Genomic DNA, 14,099 nt, shown 5'->3' on the forward strand with positions numbered 1-14,099 from the left:
CGCCGCGCAGGCGCGCGCGTCGGCCGCGTCGCGGCCGGCCTCGCCGGGCGCGGTCGCGATCGAATTCGACGAGCAGGGCGCGGTGCTGCATGCGGCGGGCGCGCGTTACGCGCTCGAAGCCGCGCATCCGCTCGCGGACGACTGGATCGCGGCGCTCGCGGCATTCCTCGATTGCGGCTTCGCGCCGGTCGACGCGCTGGTGCTCGCGCTGGCGTGGCGCGACGGCGACGAGACGCGCGCCGACGACGCGTGGCCGGTCGACGCCGCGCGGTTCCCCCGTGTTGCCGGGCTGCCGCCCGCGCCGGAGCCGGCGTTTGCGCCCTGCCCCGCGCAACTCGGCCTCTATCCGGTCGTACCGGACGCCGAATGGGTCGAACGCGTGCTCGATGGCGGCGCGCGGACCGTGCAACTGCGCGTGAAAGGCGCAACGCCGGACGCGCTGCGTCGGGAAATCGCGCGTGCGGTCGCAGCAGGGCGCCGCTATCCGGATGCGCGCGTGTTCATCAACGATCACTGGCAGATCGCGGTAGATGAAGGCGCGTACGGCGTTCATCTGGGTCAGGAAGACCTCGAAACGGCCGATCTGGCGGCGATCGCGCGCGCGGGCCTGCGGCTCGGACTTTCGAGCCATGGTTATTACGAGATGTTGCGGGCGTTTCACGAGCGCCCGAGCTACCTCGCGCTCGGCCCCGTATACGCCACCGCCACCAAGGCCGTCGCCGCGCCGCCGCAAGGACTGGCGCGGATCGCCCGCTACGCGCGCTTCGCGGGCGCGCGGGCGCCGCTCGTCGCGATCGGCGGGGTGGGGCTCGATGCGCTGCCGGCCGTGCTGGAGACGGGCGTCGGCAGCGTCGCGGTGGTGAGTGCGGTCACGGGCGCCGCCGACTATCGGGCTGCGCTTATTGCGCTGCAGCAATGTTTTGCCGGACAATTTGACAATCATTGACCGCAGGGCCTGGAACGGCGTCACGACATCATTCCAATGCAGGCCCTATAATTCGGCGTTCTGCGTAAAAGGACTGCCAGCTCCGTGAGCCCCACTCCTACCGAGACCCTGCTGGAACTTCGCGACGTCGACTTTGGCTACGGCGACCGCCTCGTCCTGTCCAACCTGAACCTGCGCTTCGGGCGGGGGCAGGTCGTCGCGGTCATGGGCGGGTCGGGTTGCGGCAAGACCACCGTGCTGCGCCTGATCGGCGGCCTCGTGCGCGCGCGTCGCGGCCAGGTGCTGTTCGACGGCGCCGATGTCGGCACGCAATCCCGCGACGGCCTGTATGCACTGCGCCGCAAGATGGGCATGCTGTTCCAGTTCGGCGCGTTGTTCACCGACATGTCGGTGTTCGAGAACGTCGCATTCGCGCTGCGCGAGCATACCGACCTGCCCGAAGACCTGATTCGCGACCTCGTGCTGATGAAGCTCAACGCGGTCGGGCTGCGCGGCGCGCGCGACCTGATGCCGTCCGAGGTGTCGGGCGGGATGGCGCGCCGCATCGCGCTGGCGCGTGCGATCGCGCTCGATCCGCAGCTCATCATGTACGACGAGCCGTTCGCGGGCCTCGACCCGATCTCGCTCGGCATTACGGCGAACCTGATCCGCACGCTGAACCAGGCGCTCGGCGCGACCTCGATCCTCGTCACGCACGACGTGCCGGAATCGTTCGCGATCGCCGATTACGTGTACTTTCTGGCCAACGGCGGCGTGCTCGCGCAGGGGACGCCCGACGAGCTGCGCGCGTCGACCGATCCGAGCGTGCGGCAGTTCATCGACGGCGCGCCGGACGGCCCGTTCAAATTTCATTACACGAGCCCGCCGCTCGCAGCGGATTTCGGGCTCGGCGGAGGGCGCGCATGATCAGCGCGATCGGACGTTACGTCATCGGCGGCCTCGAGCGCGCGGGCTACGGCACGCGGCTGTTCGTGCGCCTCGTGCTGGAATTCTTTCCGCTGCTGCGCCGGCCGCGGCTGGTCACGAAGCAGATCCACTTCCTCGGCAACTATTCGTTCGTGATCATTGCCGTGTCGGGGCTGTTCGTCGGCTTCGTGCTCGGCCTGCAGGGGTATTACACGCTGAACCGCTACGGTTCCGAGCAGGCGCTCGGCCTGCTGGTCGCGCTGTCGCTCGTGCGCGAGCTCGGGCCGGTCGTCACCGCGCTGCTGTTCGCGGGCCGCGCGGGCACGTCGCTCACGGCCGAGATCGGTCTGATGAAAGCCGGTGAACAGCTCACCGCGCTCGAAATGATGGCGGTCGACCCGATCAAGAACGTGATCGCGCCGCGCATGTGGGCCGGCATCATCGCGATGCCGCTGCTCGCCGCGATCTTCAACGCGGTCGGCGTGCTCGGCGGTTACTTCGTCGGCGTCGTGCTGATCGGCGTCGATCCGGGCGCGTTCTGGTCGCAGATGCAGGGCGGAGTCCAGGTCTGGGCCGACGTCGGCAACGGCGTGCTGAAGAGCATCGTGTTCGGGTTCGCCGTGACCTTCATTGCGCTGTATCAGGGGTATGAAGCGAAGCCCACGCCGGAAGGCGTGTCGCGCGCGACCACCAAGACGGTCGTGTTCGCGTCGCTCGCCGTACTCGGCCTCGATTTCCTGCTGACCGCGCTGATGTTCAGCTAAGCCTCAGCCAAGCCAAATTTTGGGATGACGATGAAAAAGACTGCTCTCGACTTCTGGGTCGGCCTGTTCGTGGTGGTGGGCTTCCTTGCGGTGCTGTTCCTGGCGCTGAAGGTCGGCAACATGAGCTCGCTGTCGTTTCAGCCGACCTATGCAGTGAAGATGAAATTCGACAATATCGGCGGATTGAAGCCGCGCGCGGCCGTGAAGAGTGCCGGCGTCGTGGTCGGCCGCGTGAAGTCGATCGGCTTCGACACGAATACCTACCAGGCGCTCGTGACGATCGATGTCGACGGCCAGTACCCGTTCCCGAAGGATTCGTCGGCGAAGATCCTGACGTCGGGCCTGCTCGGCGAGCAATATATTGGTCTCGATCCGGGCGGCGACACGGAAATGCTGAAGGCCGGCGATACGATCACGATGACGCAATCGGCGATCGTGCTCGAGAACCTGATCGGCCAGTTCCTGTACAGCAAGGCCGCCGATGCGGGCGGTGCGAAGCCGGCAGCCGGTGCATCGGCTGCGCCGGCACCGGTGGCGGTACCGGCGTCGGCGGTGTCCGGCGCGGCGGCCCAATAACCACACGAGAGAAAACAAGAGGGTAATGACCATGCAGACGATCCGCATCAGGCACGCAGCGCTGGCGGTAGCGGCAGTCGCCGCGTTGAGCGGCTGCGCGACCGTGCAGACGCCGACCAAGGGCGATCCGCTCGAAGGCTTCAACCGGACGATGTACAAGTTCAACGACACGGTCGACACGTACGCGCTGAAGCCGGTCGCGCAGGGCTACCAGTACGTGGTGCCGCAGCCGGTGCGCGACAGCGTGACGAACTTCTTCTCGAACATCGGCGACGTCTACATCGCGGCGAACAACATCGTGCAGCTGCGGATCGCGGACGGCGTCGGCGACATCATGCGCGTCGTGATCAATACGGTGTTCGGCGTGGGCGGCCTGTTCGACGTCGCGACGATCGCGAAGCTGCCGAAGCACACGGCCGACTTCGGGGTCACGATGGGCCGCTACGGCGTGCCGTCGGGCCCGTACCTCGTGCTGCCGCTGCTCGGCCCGAGCACGCTGCGCGACACGGCCGGCCTCGGCGTCGACTACGTCGGCAACCCGCTCACCTACGTGAAACCGGATGGCCTGAGCTGGGGCCTGTTCGGCGTCAACCTCGTGAACACGCGTTCGAACCTGCTCGGCGCGGGCGACGTGCTGGATGCCGCGGCGCTCGACAAGTACTCGTTCGTGCGCAATGCGTACCTGCAGCGCCGCCAGATGCTGATCAGCAACGCGCGCGGCGAGGCGGCCGCGACGTCGGGCAACGACGCGCTGCCGAAGTACGACCTGCCGGAAGACGGCGCGGCACCGGTGGCGGCCGGTACGGCGGGCGCAGCGGCACCGGCCGGCGCATCGGGCGCGGCGGTTGCGTCGCCGGCCTCGGGCACGGCCGAATCGCCGAATCCGGCCAGCGAAACGAACGTGCCGGCGATGCAGGTGGCGCCGCCGTCGCCGGGCGGGTTCCGTTTCCCGAGCATCCGGCTGCACTGACGGATTTACATTCGTTACAGCCGGAAACGATTCATTCGGTAGCGTACGCGAACTTGCGCGTAAGCTACCTGCTCCAAACTTTGCATCGACTCATTCATGCAGGTCACTATGATGAAAAAACTGTTCCTGATCCCCGTTTTCGCGGCGCTGTTCTCGTTCGGCAGCGCAGCTCACGCGCAAGTCGACCAGTCGAACCCGCAGGCGCTGATCAAGACGGCGACGCAGCAGGTGCTCGACGAAGTCAAGCAGCAGACGATCAAGCAGGGTGATACCAACCGCATCATCACGATCGTCAACAAGGACATCCTGCCGTACACCGATTTCCGCCGCACCACGCAGCTCGCGATGGGCCGCAACTGGCGCACGGCAACGGCCGAGCAGCAGCAGCAGGTTCAGGAGCAGTTCAAGCTGCTGCTGATCCGCACGTACTCGGGTGCGCTGGCGCAACTGAAGCCGGACCAGCAGATCCAGTACCCGCCGTTCCGTGCCGACCCTGCCGATACCGATGTCGTGGTCAAGACGGTCGCGATGAACAACGGCCAGCCGGTCCAGATCGATTACCGTCTGTACAAATCGGCGAGCGGCTGGAAGGTGTATGACCTGAACGTGCTCGGCGCGTGGCTGATCCAGACGTACCAGCAGCAGTTCAACGAGAAGATCCAGCAAAGCGGCGTGGACGGCCTGATCCAGTTCCTGACGCAGCGCAACCAGCAACTTGCCGCTGGCAAGCAAGCGTCGTGAGCGGCTTCGAAGCCGGTTCCTCGCTGACCGTCGCGAGCGCGAAGTCCGCGCTCGCGGACGGTCTTGCGCGCATCGGCGCGGGCGCTACCGCCGTCGATTGCGCGGCGCTGACGCAGTTCGACTCGTCCGCGCTCGCCGTGCTGCTCGCATGGCAACGTGCCGCCAAGGCGCGCGGCGCGACCCTCGACATCCTCAATCTCCCTCCGAAGCTCGCCAGCCTCGCGCGCGCCTACGGCGTCGACGCGCTCATCGAAGGCACCGGGCGACATTGACCCTGTCCGACCGGAGCCTGCCGCGCCAGCCGGCGTGCGCATGCTTCAGGCCGCGCGCCTCCGGCGCCGGCTCCACCAGCCGGTTTGCCCTATAATCAAGCGTTTTGCGGGGCAGTCAATCGGCGTCCGGCCCCCATTTTCATTCGCAGCAAGCACAGAATAGGCGTCGCGGCCCTTGCGTCGCGCACAGTCATGTCAGCCATAGAAATCCGTCACGTCAAGAAGCGCTACAAGTCGCTTCAGGCGCTCAAAGGCGTCAGCCTGTCGGTCGAGGAAGGCGAGTTTTTCGGTCTGCTCGGCCCCAACGGCGCAGGCAAGACCACGCTCATCAGTATCCTCGCCGGGCTCGCCCGGGCCGACGAAGGCAGTATCTCGGTGCGCGGCCACGACGTCGTCAAGGACTTCCGTGGCGCACGTCGCGCGCTCGGCGTCGTGCCGCAGGAACTCGTCTTCGACCCGTTCTTCTCGGTTCGCGAGACGCTGCGGATCCAGTCCGGCTATTTCGGGCTGCGCCGCAACGACGACTGGATCGACGAAGTGATGGCCAATCTCGACCTCACCGAGAAGGCCGACGCGAACATGCGCGCGCTGTCGGGCGGGATGAAGCGCCGCGTGCTCGTCGCGCAGGCGCTCGTGCACCGGCCGCCCGTGATCGTGCTCGACGAGCCGACCGCCGGCGTCGACGTCGAATTGCGCCAGACGCTGTGGAAATTCATCTCGCGCCTGAACCGCGAGGGTCACACGATCGTGCTGACCACCCATTACCTCGAGGAAGCCGAGTCGCTATGCGACCGCATCGCGATGCTGCGCCGTGGCGAAGTGGTCGCGCTCGACCGCACCGATGCGCTGCTGCGCCGCTTCGCGGGGCTGCAGCTCTACCTGCGGCTCGCGACGGGCGCGCTGCCGGCCGAGCTGCGCGGGCTGGAGTCCGATCCGGCCGCGCGCGCGCCGGGCGAGCACCTGCTGCGCCTCGCGAGCTACGACGATGTCGAACGCATCCTCGCGCAATGCCGCGCGGCGGGCTGCTCGTTCGACGAGATCGAGGTCCGCAAGGCCGACCTCGAGGATGTGTTCGTCCAGGTGATGAACGGGGCCGAGGTGATCGAGGGATTGGCATGAGCGGGTTTCAAACGCTGTTCCACAAGGAACTGCTGCGCTTCTGGAAGGTGTCGTTCCAGACGGTGCTGGCGCCGATCGTCACGGCGCTGCTGTATCTGACGATCTTCGGCCATGCGCTGTCGGGCCGCGTCGAGGTCTATCCGGGCGTCGAGTACGTGAGCTTTCTCGTGCCGGGCCTCGTGATGATGAGCGTGCTGCAGAACGCGTTCGCGAACAGTTCGTCGTCGCTGATCCAGTCGAAGATCACCGGCAACCTGGTGTTCATGCTGCTGCCGCCGCTGTCGTACCGCGACATCTTCGGCGCGTACGTGCTCGCGTCGGTCGTGCGCGGGCTCGCGGTCGGCACCGGCGTGTTCGTCGTGACGATCTGGTTTATCCCGATGCATTTCGCGGCGCCGCTGTTCATCATTGCGTTCGCGCTGCTCGGCTCGGCGATCCTCGGCACGCTCGGCCTGATCGCCGGGATCTGGGCCGAGAAGTTCGACCAGCTCGCCGCGTTCCAGAACTTCCTGATCATGCCGCTGACGTTCCTGTCCGGCGTGTTCTATTCGACGCACTCGCTGCCGCCCGTGTGGCGCGAGATCTCGCGTCTCAATCCGTTTTTCTACATGATCGACGGCTTCCGTTTCGGGTTCTTCGGCGCGTCCGACATCAACCCGTTCGCGAGCCTCGCGATCGTCACCGGTTTCTTCGTGCTGCTCGCGCTGATCGCGATGCGGCTGCTCGCGACCGGCTACAAACTGCGTCATTGATATCGACAGGCAGCGGCCGCCCCCGGGGCGGCGCGCGCCGACAGGAGCCTTACACCATGTTGCCGACTCCCGAACAGGTCAAGCAATACATCGCCGGCGGTCTCGCCTGCACGCATCTGGAAGTCGAAGGCGACGGCCAGCATTTCTTCGCGACGATCGTGTCGGCGGCCTTCGAAGGCAAGCGGCCGATCCAGCGGCACCAGCTCGTCTACGCGGCGCTCGGCGATCGCATGAAGCAGGAAATTCACGCGCTCAGCATGAAGACGCTGACGCCCGCCGAATGGCAGAACGCATAACCGGAAATCACTGAGTGCAAGTCACCGTCAACGAGCGCGACGCCGTCAAGAGCGTCGCCACGGCACACCCGGCCGCCAATGGGGAATCGCAGGGACAGGGGATGGACAAGCTCGTGATCGAAGGCGGCAAGCGCCTGTCCGGCGAGATCGTCGTGTCGGGCGCGAAGAACGCCGCACTGCCGATCCTGTGCGCGGGGCTGCTCACCGCCGATCCGGTCGACCTCGACAACGTGCCGAACCTGAAGGACGTGCGGACCACGCTGAAGGTGCTGAACCAGATGGGCGTGAAGAGCGAGACCGACGGCTGCCGCGTGCAGCTCGACGCGTCGCGGGTCGACAACCTCGTCGCGCCGTACGAGCTCGTGAAGACGATGCGCGCATCGATCCTCGTGCTCGGGCCGCTGCTCGCGCGCTTCGGCGAGGCGAAGGTGTCGCTGCCGGGCGGCTGCGCGATCGGCGCGCGCCCGGTCGACCAGCACATCAAGGGCCTGCAGGCGATGGGCGCCGAGATCAGCATCGAGCACGGCTTCATCGAAGCACGCGCGAAGCGCCTGAAGGGCGCGCGCATCGTGACCGACATGATCACGGTGACGGGCACGGAAAACCTGCTGATGGCCGCGACGCTGGCAGACGGCGAGACGGTGATCGAAAACGCCGCGCGCGAACCGGAAGTGAGCGATCTCGCGCACCTGCTGGTCGCGATGGGCGCGAAAATCGACGGCATCGGCACCGATCGCCTGGTGATCCAGGGCGTCGAGCGGCTGCACGGCGCGCGCCATTCGGTGATCCCCGACCGCATCGAGGCCGGCACGTTCCTGTGTGCGGTCGCGGCGGCCGGCGGCGACGTGATGCTGACGGGCGTGCGCCCGCACATCCTCGACGCGGTGATCGACAAGCTGCGCGAAGCCGGCGTGTCGATCGAGGAAGGCGACAGCTGGCTGCGCGTGAAGATGGACCGCCGCCCGTCGGCGGTGACGATCCGCACGTCGGAATACCCGGCGTTCCCGACCGATATGCAGGCGCAGTTCATGGCCCTCAACACGGTCGCGACGGGCACCGCGCAGGTCGTCGAAACCATTTTCGAGAACCGCTTCATGCACGTGCAGGAGCTGAACCGGCTCGGCGCGAACATCACGATCGACGGCAACACGGCGCTCGTGACGGGTGTCGAGAAGCTGTCGGGCGCGAACGTGATGGCGACCGACCTGCGTGCATCGGCGAGCCTCGTGATCGCCGGGCTGCGCGCCGACGGCGAAACGCTCGTCGACCGCATCTATCACCTGGACCGCGGTTACGACCGCATGGAAGCCAAACTGACCGCCGTCGGCGCGAACGTGCGCCGCCTTTCCGGGAGCCAAGCATGACCGCGCCGCTGACCCTCGCCCTGTCGAAGGGCCGGATTTTCGAGGAAACCCTGCCGCTGCTGGCCGCAGCCGGCGTGCAGGTGGCCGAGGATCCGGAAACGTCGCGCAAGCTGATCCTGCCGACGACCGATCCGAACCTGCGCGTGATCATCGTGCGCGCGAGCGACGTGCCGACCTACGTGGAATACGGCGCGGCCGACTTCGGCGTGGCGGGCAAGGACGTGCTGGTCGAGCACGGCGGCTCGGGCCTGTACCAGCCGATCGATCTGAACATCGCGCGCTGCCGGATGTCGGTGGCCGTGCCGGCCGGCTTCGACTATGCGAACGCGGTGCGCCAGGGCGCGCGCCTGCGCGTTGCGACGAAGTACGTCGAAACGGCGCGCGAACACTTTGCCGCGAAGGGCGTGCACGTCGACCTGATCAAGCTGTACGGCTCGATGGAGCTCGCGCCGCTGGTCGGGCTGGCCGACGCGATCGTCGATCTCGTCAGCTCGGGCGGCACGCTGAAGGCGAACAATCTGGTCGAGGTCGAGGAGATCATGGAGATCTCGTCGCGCCTCGTCGTGAACCAGGCCGCGCTGAAGTTGAAGCGCGCAGCGCTCAAGCCGATCCTCGACGCGTTCGAACGCGCGTCGCAGAATGGCGGTTGAGCGCATCACCGTAACGGAACTCCCATGTCCATCACCATCCGCAGGCTCGATTCGACGAACGAAGGCTTCGGCGCCGCGCTGCGCGCCGTGCTCGCATTCGAGGCGAGCGAAGACGAAGCGATCGAGCAATCGGTCGCGCAGATCCTCGCCGACGTGAAGTCGCGCGGCGACGCCGCGGTGCTCGAGTACACGAACCGCTTCGACCGGCTGAGCGCGAACAGCGTCGCCGCGCTCGAACTGCCGCAGGACGCGCTTCAGACGGCGCTCGACGGTCTCGCGCCGAAGGCGCGCGCGGCGCTGGAAGCTGCCGCGGCGCGGGTGCGCGCGTACCACGAGAAGCAGAAGATCGAGTGCGGTACGCATAGCTGGCAGTACACGGAAAGCGACGGCACGGTGCTCGGCCAGAAGGTCATGCCGCTCGATCGCGTCGGCCTGTACGTGCCGGGCGGCAAGGCCGCGTATCCGTCGTCGGTGCTGATGAATGCGATTCCCGCGCGCGTCGCGGGTGTCGGCGAGATCGTGATGGTCGTGCCGACGCCGGACGGCGTGAAGAACGACCTCGTGCTCGCCGCGGCGCTGCTCGGCGGCGTCGATCGCGTGTTCACGATCGGCGGCGCGCAGGCGGTCGGCGCGCTCGCGTACGGCACGGCGACGGTGCCGGCCGTCGACAAGATCTGCGGCCCCGGCAATGCGTATGTCGCGTCGGCGAAGCGCCGCGTGTTCGGCACGGTCGGCATCGACATGATCGCCGGGCCGTCGGAAATTCTCGTGCTGTGCGACGGCACGACCGATCCGAACTGGGTCGCGATGGACCTGTTCTCGCAGGCCGAGCACGACGAACTCGCGCAGTCGATCCTGCTGTGCCCGGACGGCGCGTTCCTCGACCGCGTCGCGAAGGCGATCGACGAGCTGCTGCCGTCGATGCCGCGCCAGGACGTGATCCGCGCATCGCTCGAAGGCCGCGGCGCGCTGATCAAGGTGCGCGACATGGCTGAAGCGTGCCGGATCGCGAACGACATCGCGCCGGAACACCTGGAAATCTCGGCGCTGGAGCCGCAGCAATGGGGCCAGCAGATCCGCCACGCCGGCGCGATCTTCCTCGGCCGCTATACGAGCGAGAGCCTCGGCGACTACTGCGCAGGCCCGAACCACGTGCTGCCGACGTCGCGCACCGCGCGCTTCTCGTCGCCGCTCGGCGTGTACGACTTCATCAAGCGTTCGAGCCTGATCGAAGTCAGCGCGGAAGGCGCGCAGACGCTCGGCGAGATCGCTTCCGAGCTCGCGTACGGCGAAGGGCTGCAGGCGCACGCGAAGAGCGCCGAGTTCCGGATGAAGAGCTGACGGGGCGGGGCCGGGGCGGGCGCCGATGCGCCGGCGCCGGCTGCATCCCCCCGGGGCTGGAGACGAGTGCAGGGCGGCAGCCGCCGCCTTGCCGACCATTTGATGCCGGCGCGACGCACGCCGGCTTGAGACCATGACGACGCCACAAGACATCATCCGCCGCGACGTGCTCGCGATGACGAGCTACCCGGTGCCCGACGCGAGCGGGTTCGTGAAGCTCGACGCGATGGAGAACCCGTATCCACTGCCCGAAGCGCTGGCGGCGGCGCTCGGCGAGCGTCTTGCGCAGGTCGCGCTGAACCGCTACCCGGCGCCGCGCCCGGCCGCGCTGCTCGACAAGCTGCGCCACGCGATGCGCGTGCCGGCCGGATGCGACGTGCTGCTCGGCAACGGTTCCGACGAGATCATCAGCATGATCTCGGTCGCGTGCGCGCAGCCGGGCGCGAAGGTGCTCGCGCCGGTGCCGGGCTTCGTGATGTACGAGCTGTCGGCGAAGCTCGCGCAGCTCGAATTCGTCGGCGTGCCGCTGAAGGCCGACCTGACGCTCGACGTCGACGCGATGCTCGCGGCGATCGCCGAGCACCGGCCGGCGATCGTCTATCTCGCGTATCCGAACAACCCGACCGGCACGCTGTACGACGATGCCGACGTCGAACGGATCATTGCCGCCGCGCGGCACAGCCTGATCGTGATCGACGAGGCGTACCAGCCGTTCGCCGAGCGTTCGTGGCTGCCGCGCGCCGCCGAGTTCGACAACGTCGTCGTGATGCGCACGGTGTCGAAGCTCGGCCTCGCGGGCATCCGCCTCGGCTATCTCGTCGGTTCGCCCGCGTGGCTGAACGAATTCGACAAGGTGCGCCCGCCGTACAACATCAACGTGCTGACCCAGGCGACCGCCGATTTCCTGCTCGACCACCTCGGCGTGCTCGATGCGCAGGCGGCCGAATTGCGTGCGGAACGCACGCGTCTCGCGCAGGCCGTGGCCGCGCTGCCGGGCGCGACGGTGTTCCCGAGCGCCGGCAATTTCCTGCTGGTGCGGGTGCCGGATGCGGCCGCCGTGTTCGATGCGCTGCTCACCGAGCGGGTGCTGGTCAAAAACGTGAGTAAAATGCATCCATTGCTGGCCGAATGCGTGCGGCTGACCGTCGGTTCTCCCGACGAAAACGCCCGCCTGCTGGCCGCCTTGAAACTCGCGCTGCCCGGTTGAGCCCAGGGCGCGGCGCGCGACGATCAATCCCCATTTACATCAGACTCAATCAAGGAATTGCCATGCGTGTGGCGGAAGTCGTTCGCAATACCAGCGAAACGCAGATCCGTGTGAAGCTCGATCTCGACGGCACCGGCCAGCAGAAGCTGGCCACCGGCGTGCCGTTTCTCGACCATATGCTCGACCAGATCGCGCGACACGGTCTGTTCGATCTCGAGGTCGAAGCGCATGGCGACACGCATATCGACGACCACCACACGGTCGAGGACGTCGGCATCACGCTCGGTCAGGCCGTCGCGAAGGCGATCGGCGACCGCAAGGGCATCCGCCGCTACGGCCATTCGTACGTGCCGCTCGACGAGGCGCTGTCGCGCGTCGTGATCGACTTCTCGGGCCGGCCGGGCCTCGAATTCCACGTACCGTTCACGCGTGCGCGGATCGGCACGTTCGACGTCGACCTGTCGATCGAATTCTTCCGCGGTTTCGTGAACCACGCGGGCGTCACGCTGCACATCGACAACCTGCGCGGGATCAACGCGCACCATCAGCTCGAGACGGTGTTCAAGGCCTTCGGCCGTGCGCTGCGCGCGGCGGTGGAGCTGGACGAACGTGCGGCGGGGCAGATTCCGTCGACCAAGGGCAGCCTCTGAACTTCCGAACGGACGGACGCTAAGGACAACCTCACGGCTTCGGCGCGCGGCGCCGGCTTGCGATGGATCTGCTCAAATCGTTCATTTCGCTGCTGGCGCTGATCAATCCGGTCGGTGCGGTGCCGTTCTTCCTGAGCCTGACGGCGCAGCAGACGGACGACGAGCGGCGTCGCACGATCCGGATCGCCGCGGTGTCGGTGTTCTGCGTGATGACGGTGACCGCGCTGCTCGGGCAGCAGATCATCAACTTCTTCGGCATTTCGGTCGGGTCGCTCGAAGTGGGCGGCGGGATCATCATGCTGCTGATGGCGATCAACATGCTGAACGCGCAGATCGGCAACACGCGATCGACGCCGGAGGAGCGCCACGAGGCCGAGCTGAAGGACAACATCGCGGTCGTGCCGCTGGCGATACCGCTGCTCACGGGCCCCGGCTCGATCAGCACGGTGATCATCTATGCGGCGAACGCGCATCACTGGTATGAACGGGCCGGGCTGGTCGCGATCGGCGCGGTCCTGGCTTTTCTGTGTTTCGTCGCGATGCGGCTCGCCGAGCCGATCGCGAACTGGATCGGCCGCACGGGCATCAACATCGCCACGCGGCTGATGGGTCTGATGCTGTCGGCGCTGGCGGTGGAATTCATCGTCAATGGACTGAGGGCGCTACTGCCTGCACTGAGATGAAAACTTCGATTGCGATTGTGGATTATGGGATGGGCAACCTGCGCTCGGTCGCGCAGGCGCTCAAGAAGGCCGAACCGGCCGCCGACGTGGCGATCGTCGACACGCCGGCTGCGATTCGCGCGGCCGACCGCGTCGTGCTGCCGGGCCAGGGCGCGATGCCCGACTGCATGCGCTGTCTCGGCGAATCGGGCCTGCAGGAGGCCGTGATCGAGGCGTCGCGCACGAAGCCGCTGCTCGGCGTGTGCGTCGGCGAGCAGATGCTGTTCGACTGGAGCGCGGAAGGCGACACGAAGGGCCTCGGCCTGTTGCCCGGCAAGGTCGTGCGCTTCGAGCTCGACGGCCGCCTGCAGGACGACGGCTCGCGCTTCAAGGTGCCGCAGATGGGCTGGAACCGCGTGCGCCAGTCGCAGCCGCACCCGCTGTGGGACGGCGTGCCCGACGACGCCTATTTCTACTTCGTGCACAGTTATTACGTGACGCCGGACAACCCGGCGCATACGGTTGGCGAAACGGCATACGGCGCGCCGTTTACGTCCGCGGTCGCGCGGGATAATCTCTTCGCGACCCAATTCCACCCCGAGAAAAGCGCGGAGGTCGGGTTGCGTCTGTATCGCAACTTCGTACACTGGAAACCGTGAACGTCGCGTGCGTGCCACAGTTGGCGGGCTGGAAAGGCCTGTCGCACGGGGCTCACACGAGGGCCTGTTCCCGCCGATAACGGGCTTGCGCTGGCCGCCAGAAGGGCCGAGCGCAAGGATTGCGACGAAGCGAATACTCGACGTATTCGCGACGAGTATGACGTGGCGATCGGCCCTTCTGGCGGCCAGCCCCAGGAAGGATTTTGTTGAATTGCGGGAACGTG

The 14,099-nt window shown here is 67.0% G+C and carries 17 protein-coding genes; all 17 read left to right on the plus strand.

Features of this window, described 5'->3' with window-relative positions; all coding sequences use genetic code 11:
- A partial coding sequence (thiE, locus tag BLA15945_RS26265) for a thiamine phosphate synthase (protein WP_174993765.1) occupies positions 1-946 on the plus strand: 946 nt, incomplete at its 5' end.
- Positions 947-1,030: 84 nt separating this feature from the next.
- Complete coding sequence (locus BLA15945_RS26270) at positions 1,031-1,852, plus strand: ABC transporter ATP-binding protein (protein WP_059232577.1); 822 nt, start codon at positions 1,031-1,033, stop codon at positions 1,850-1,852.
- Positions 1,849-2,616, plus strand: coding sequence for a lipid asymmetry maintenance ABC transporter permease subunit MlaE (gene mlaE, locus BLA15945_RS26275; protein WP_006477137.1), 768 nt, complete (start codon positions 1,849-1,851; stop codon positions 2,614-2,616). The genes BLA15945_RS26270 and mlaE overlap by 4 nt, the downstream gene beginning before the upstream one ends.
- A 30-nt stretch (positions 2,617-2,646) precedes the next feature.
- Complete coding sequence (gene mlaD, locus BLA15945_RS26280) at positions 2,647-3,192, plus strand: outer membrane lipid asymmetry maintenance protein MlaD (RefSeq protein WP_059236507.1); 546 nt, start codon at positions 2,647-2,649, stop codon at positions 3,190-3,192.
- A gap of 31 nt (positions 3,193-3,223) precedes the next feature.
- On the plus strand, positions 3,224-4,162 hold the full coding sequence (locus tag BLA15945_RS26285; protein ID WP_174993803.1) for an MlaA family lipoprotein: 939 nt from the start codon (positions 3,224-3,226) through the stop codon (positions 4,160-4,162).
- A 111-nt stretch (positions 4,163-4,273) separates the two neighbouring features.
- Positions 4,274-4,903, plus strand: a complete 630-nt coding sequence (locus BLA15945_RS26290; RefSeq protein ID WP_059236505.1) for an MlaC/ttg2D family ABC transporter substrate-binding protein — start codon at positions 4,274-4,276, stop codon at positions 4,901-4,903.
- On the plus strand, positions 4,900-5,175 hold the full coding sequence (locus BLA15945_RS26295) for an STAS domain-containing protein (RefSeq protein ID WP_027788544.1): 276 nt from the start codon (positions 4,900-4,902) through the stop codon (positions 5,173-5,175). Before BLA15945_RS26290 ends, BLA15945_RS26295 begins: the two co-directional genes overlap by 4 nt.
- A gap of 192 nt (positions 5,176-5,367) precedes the next feature.
- Positions 5,368-6,294 carry an ABC transporter ATP-binding protein gene (locus BLA15945_RS26300; RefSeq protein ID WP_059232575.1) on the plus strand — a complete coding sequence of 309 codons (927 nt, stop codon included), beginning with the start codon at positions 5,368-5,370 and terminating at the stop codon, positions 6,292-6,294.
- A complete protein-coding gene (locus BLA15945_RS26305) occupies positions 6,291-7,046 on the plus strand; it encodes an ABC transporter permease (RefSeq protein ID WP_059232574.1) in 756 nt (251 codons plus the stop codon). The genes BLA15945_RS26300 and BLA15945_RS26305 overlap by 4 nt, the downstream gene beginning before the upstream one ends.
- 56 nt (positions 7,047-7,102) lie before the next feature.
- The gene (locus tag BLA15945_RS26310; RefSeq protein ID WP_006477131.1) at positions 7,103-7,342 is read left to right on the plus strand and encodes a BolA family protein; all 240 of its coding nucleotides are present in this window, start codon (positions 7,103-7,105) and stop codon (positions 7,340-7,342) included.
- A gap of 14 nt (positions 7,343-7,356) precedes the next feature.
- The gene (murA, locus tag BLA15945_RS26315) at positions 7,357-8,706 is read left to right on the plus strand and encodes a UDP-N-acetylglucosamine 1-carboxyvinyltransferase (protein WP_059232573.1); all 1,350 of its coding nucleotides are present in this window, start codon (positions 7,357-7,359) and stop codon (positions 8,704-8,706) included.
- Positions 8,703-9,356 (plus strand): ATP phosphoribosyltransferase, encoded by a 654-nt coding sequence (gene hisG, locus BLA15945_RS26320; RefSeq protein WP_059232572.1) that lies wholly within the window; start codon positions 8,703-8,705, stop codon positions 9,354-9,356. Before murA ends, hisG begins: the two co-directional genes overlap by 4 nt.
- Before the next feature lie 24 nt (positions 9,357-9,380).
- A complete protein-coding gene (gene hisD, locus BLA15945_RS26325) occupies positions 9,381-10,697 on the plus strand; it encodes a histidinol dehydrogenase (protein ID WP_059232571.1) in 1,317 nt (438 codons plus the stop codon).
- A 133-nt stretch (positions 10,698-10,830) separates the two neighbouring features.
- Positions 10,831-11,904, plus strand: a complete 1,074-nt coding sequence (gene hisC, locus BLA15945_RS26330) for a histidinol-phosphate transaminase (RefSeq protein WP_059232570.1) — start codon at positions 10,831-10,833, stop codon at positions 11,902-11,904.
- 62 nt (positions 11,905-11,966) lie between these two features.
- Positions 11,967-12,554 (plus strand): imidazoleglycerol-phosphate dehydratase HisB, encoded by a 588-nt coding sequence (gene hisB / locus BLA15945_RS26335; RefSeq protein ID WP_059232569.1) that lies wholly within the window; start codon positions 11,967-11,969, stop codon positions 12,552-12,554.
- A 62-nt stretch (positions 12,555-12,616) separates the two neighbouring features.
- Positions 12,617-13,237, plus strand: coding sequence for a YchE family NAAT transporter (locus tag BLA15945_RS26340; protein WP_059232568.1), 621 nt, complete (start codon positions 12,617-12,619; stop codon positions 13,235-13,237).
- Positions 13,234-13,875, plus strand: a complete 642-nt coding sequence (gene hisH, locus BLA15945_RS26345) for an imidazole glycerol phosphate synthase subunit HisH (protein WP_014898304.1) — start codon at positions 13,234-13,236, stop codon at positions 13,873-13,875. Before BLA15945_RS26340 ends, hisH begins: the two co-directional genes overlap by 4 nt.
- Positions 13,876-14,099: the final 224 nt, after the last annotated feature.

Origin of the sequence: Burkholderia arboris (assembly GCF_902499125.1) — a bacterium.
Taxonomy (GTDB): Bacteria; Pseudomonadota; Gammaproteobacteria; order Burkholderiales; family Burkholderiaceae; genus Burkholderia; species Burkholderia arboris.

What these genes read in the sequence shown, in the direction of transcription:
- hisB (WP_059232569.1), top strand. Translation starts at nt 11,967, where the DNA reads ATGCGTGTGGCGGAAGTCGTTCGCAATACCAGCGAAACGCAGATCCGT.
- BLA15945_RS26340 (WP_059232568.1), top strand. Translation starts at nt 12,617, where the DNA reads ATGGATCTGCTCAAATCGTTCATTTCGCTGCTGGCGCTGATCAATCCG.
- BLA15945_RS26285 (WP_174993803.1), top strand. Translation starts at nt 3,224, where the DNA reads ATGCAGACGATCCGCATCAGGCACGCAGCGCTGGCGGTAGCGGCAGTC.
- BLA15945_RS26310 (WP_006477131.1), top strand. Translation starts at nt 7,103, where the DNA reads ATGTTGCCGACTCCCGAACAGGTCAAGCAATACATCGCCGGCGGTCTC.
- hisC (WP_059232570.1), top strand. Translation starts at nt 10,831, where the DNA reads ATGACGACGCCACAAGACATCATCCGCCGCGACGTGCTCGCGATGACG.
- BLA15945_RS26300 (WP_059232575.1), top strand. Translation starts at nt 5,368, where the DNA reads ATGTCAGCCATAGAAATCCGTCACGTCAAGAAGCGCTACAAGTCGCTT.
- BLA15945_RS26305 (WP_059232574.1), top strand. Translation starts at nt 6,291, where the DNA reads ATGAGCGGGTTTCAAACGCTGTTCCACAAGGAACTGCTGCGCTTCTGG.
- hisH (WP_014898304.1), top strand. Translation starts at nt 13,234, where the DNA reads ATGAAAACTTCGATTGCGATTGTGGATTATGGGATGGGCAACCTGCGC.
- BLA15945_RS26290 (WP_059236505.1), top strand. Translation starts at nt 4,274, where the DNA reads ATGAAAAAACTGTTCCTGATCCCCGTTTTCGCGGCGCTGTTCTCGTTC.
- hisD (WP_059232571.1), top strand. Translation starts at nt 9,381, where the DNA reads ATGTCCATCACCATCCGCAGGCTCGATTCGACGAACGAAGGCTTCGGC.
- mlaD (WP_059236507.1), top strand. Translation starts at nt 2,647, where the DNA reads ATGAAAAAGACTGCTCTCGACTTCTGGGTCGGCCTGTTCGTGGTGGTG.
- mlaE (WP_006477137.1), top strand. Translation starts at nt 1,849, where the DNA reads ATGATCAGCGCGATCGGACGTTACGTCATCGGCGGCCTCGAGCGCGCG.
- hisG (WP_059232572.1), top strand. Translation starts at nt 8,703, where the DNA reads ATGACCGCGCCGCTGACCCTCGCCCTGTCGAAGGGCCGGATTTTCGAG.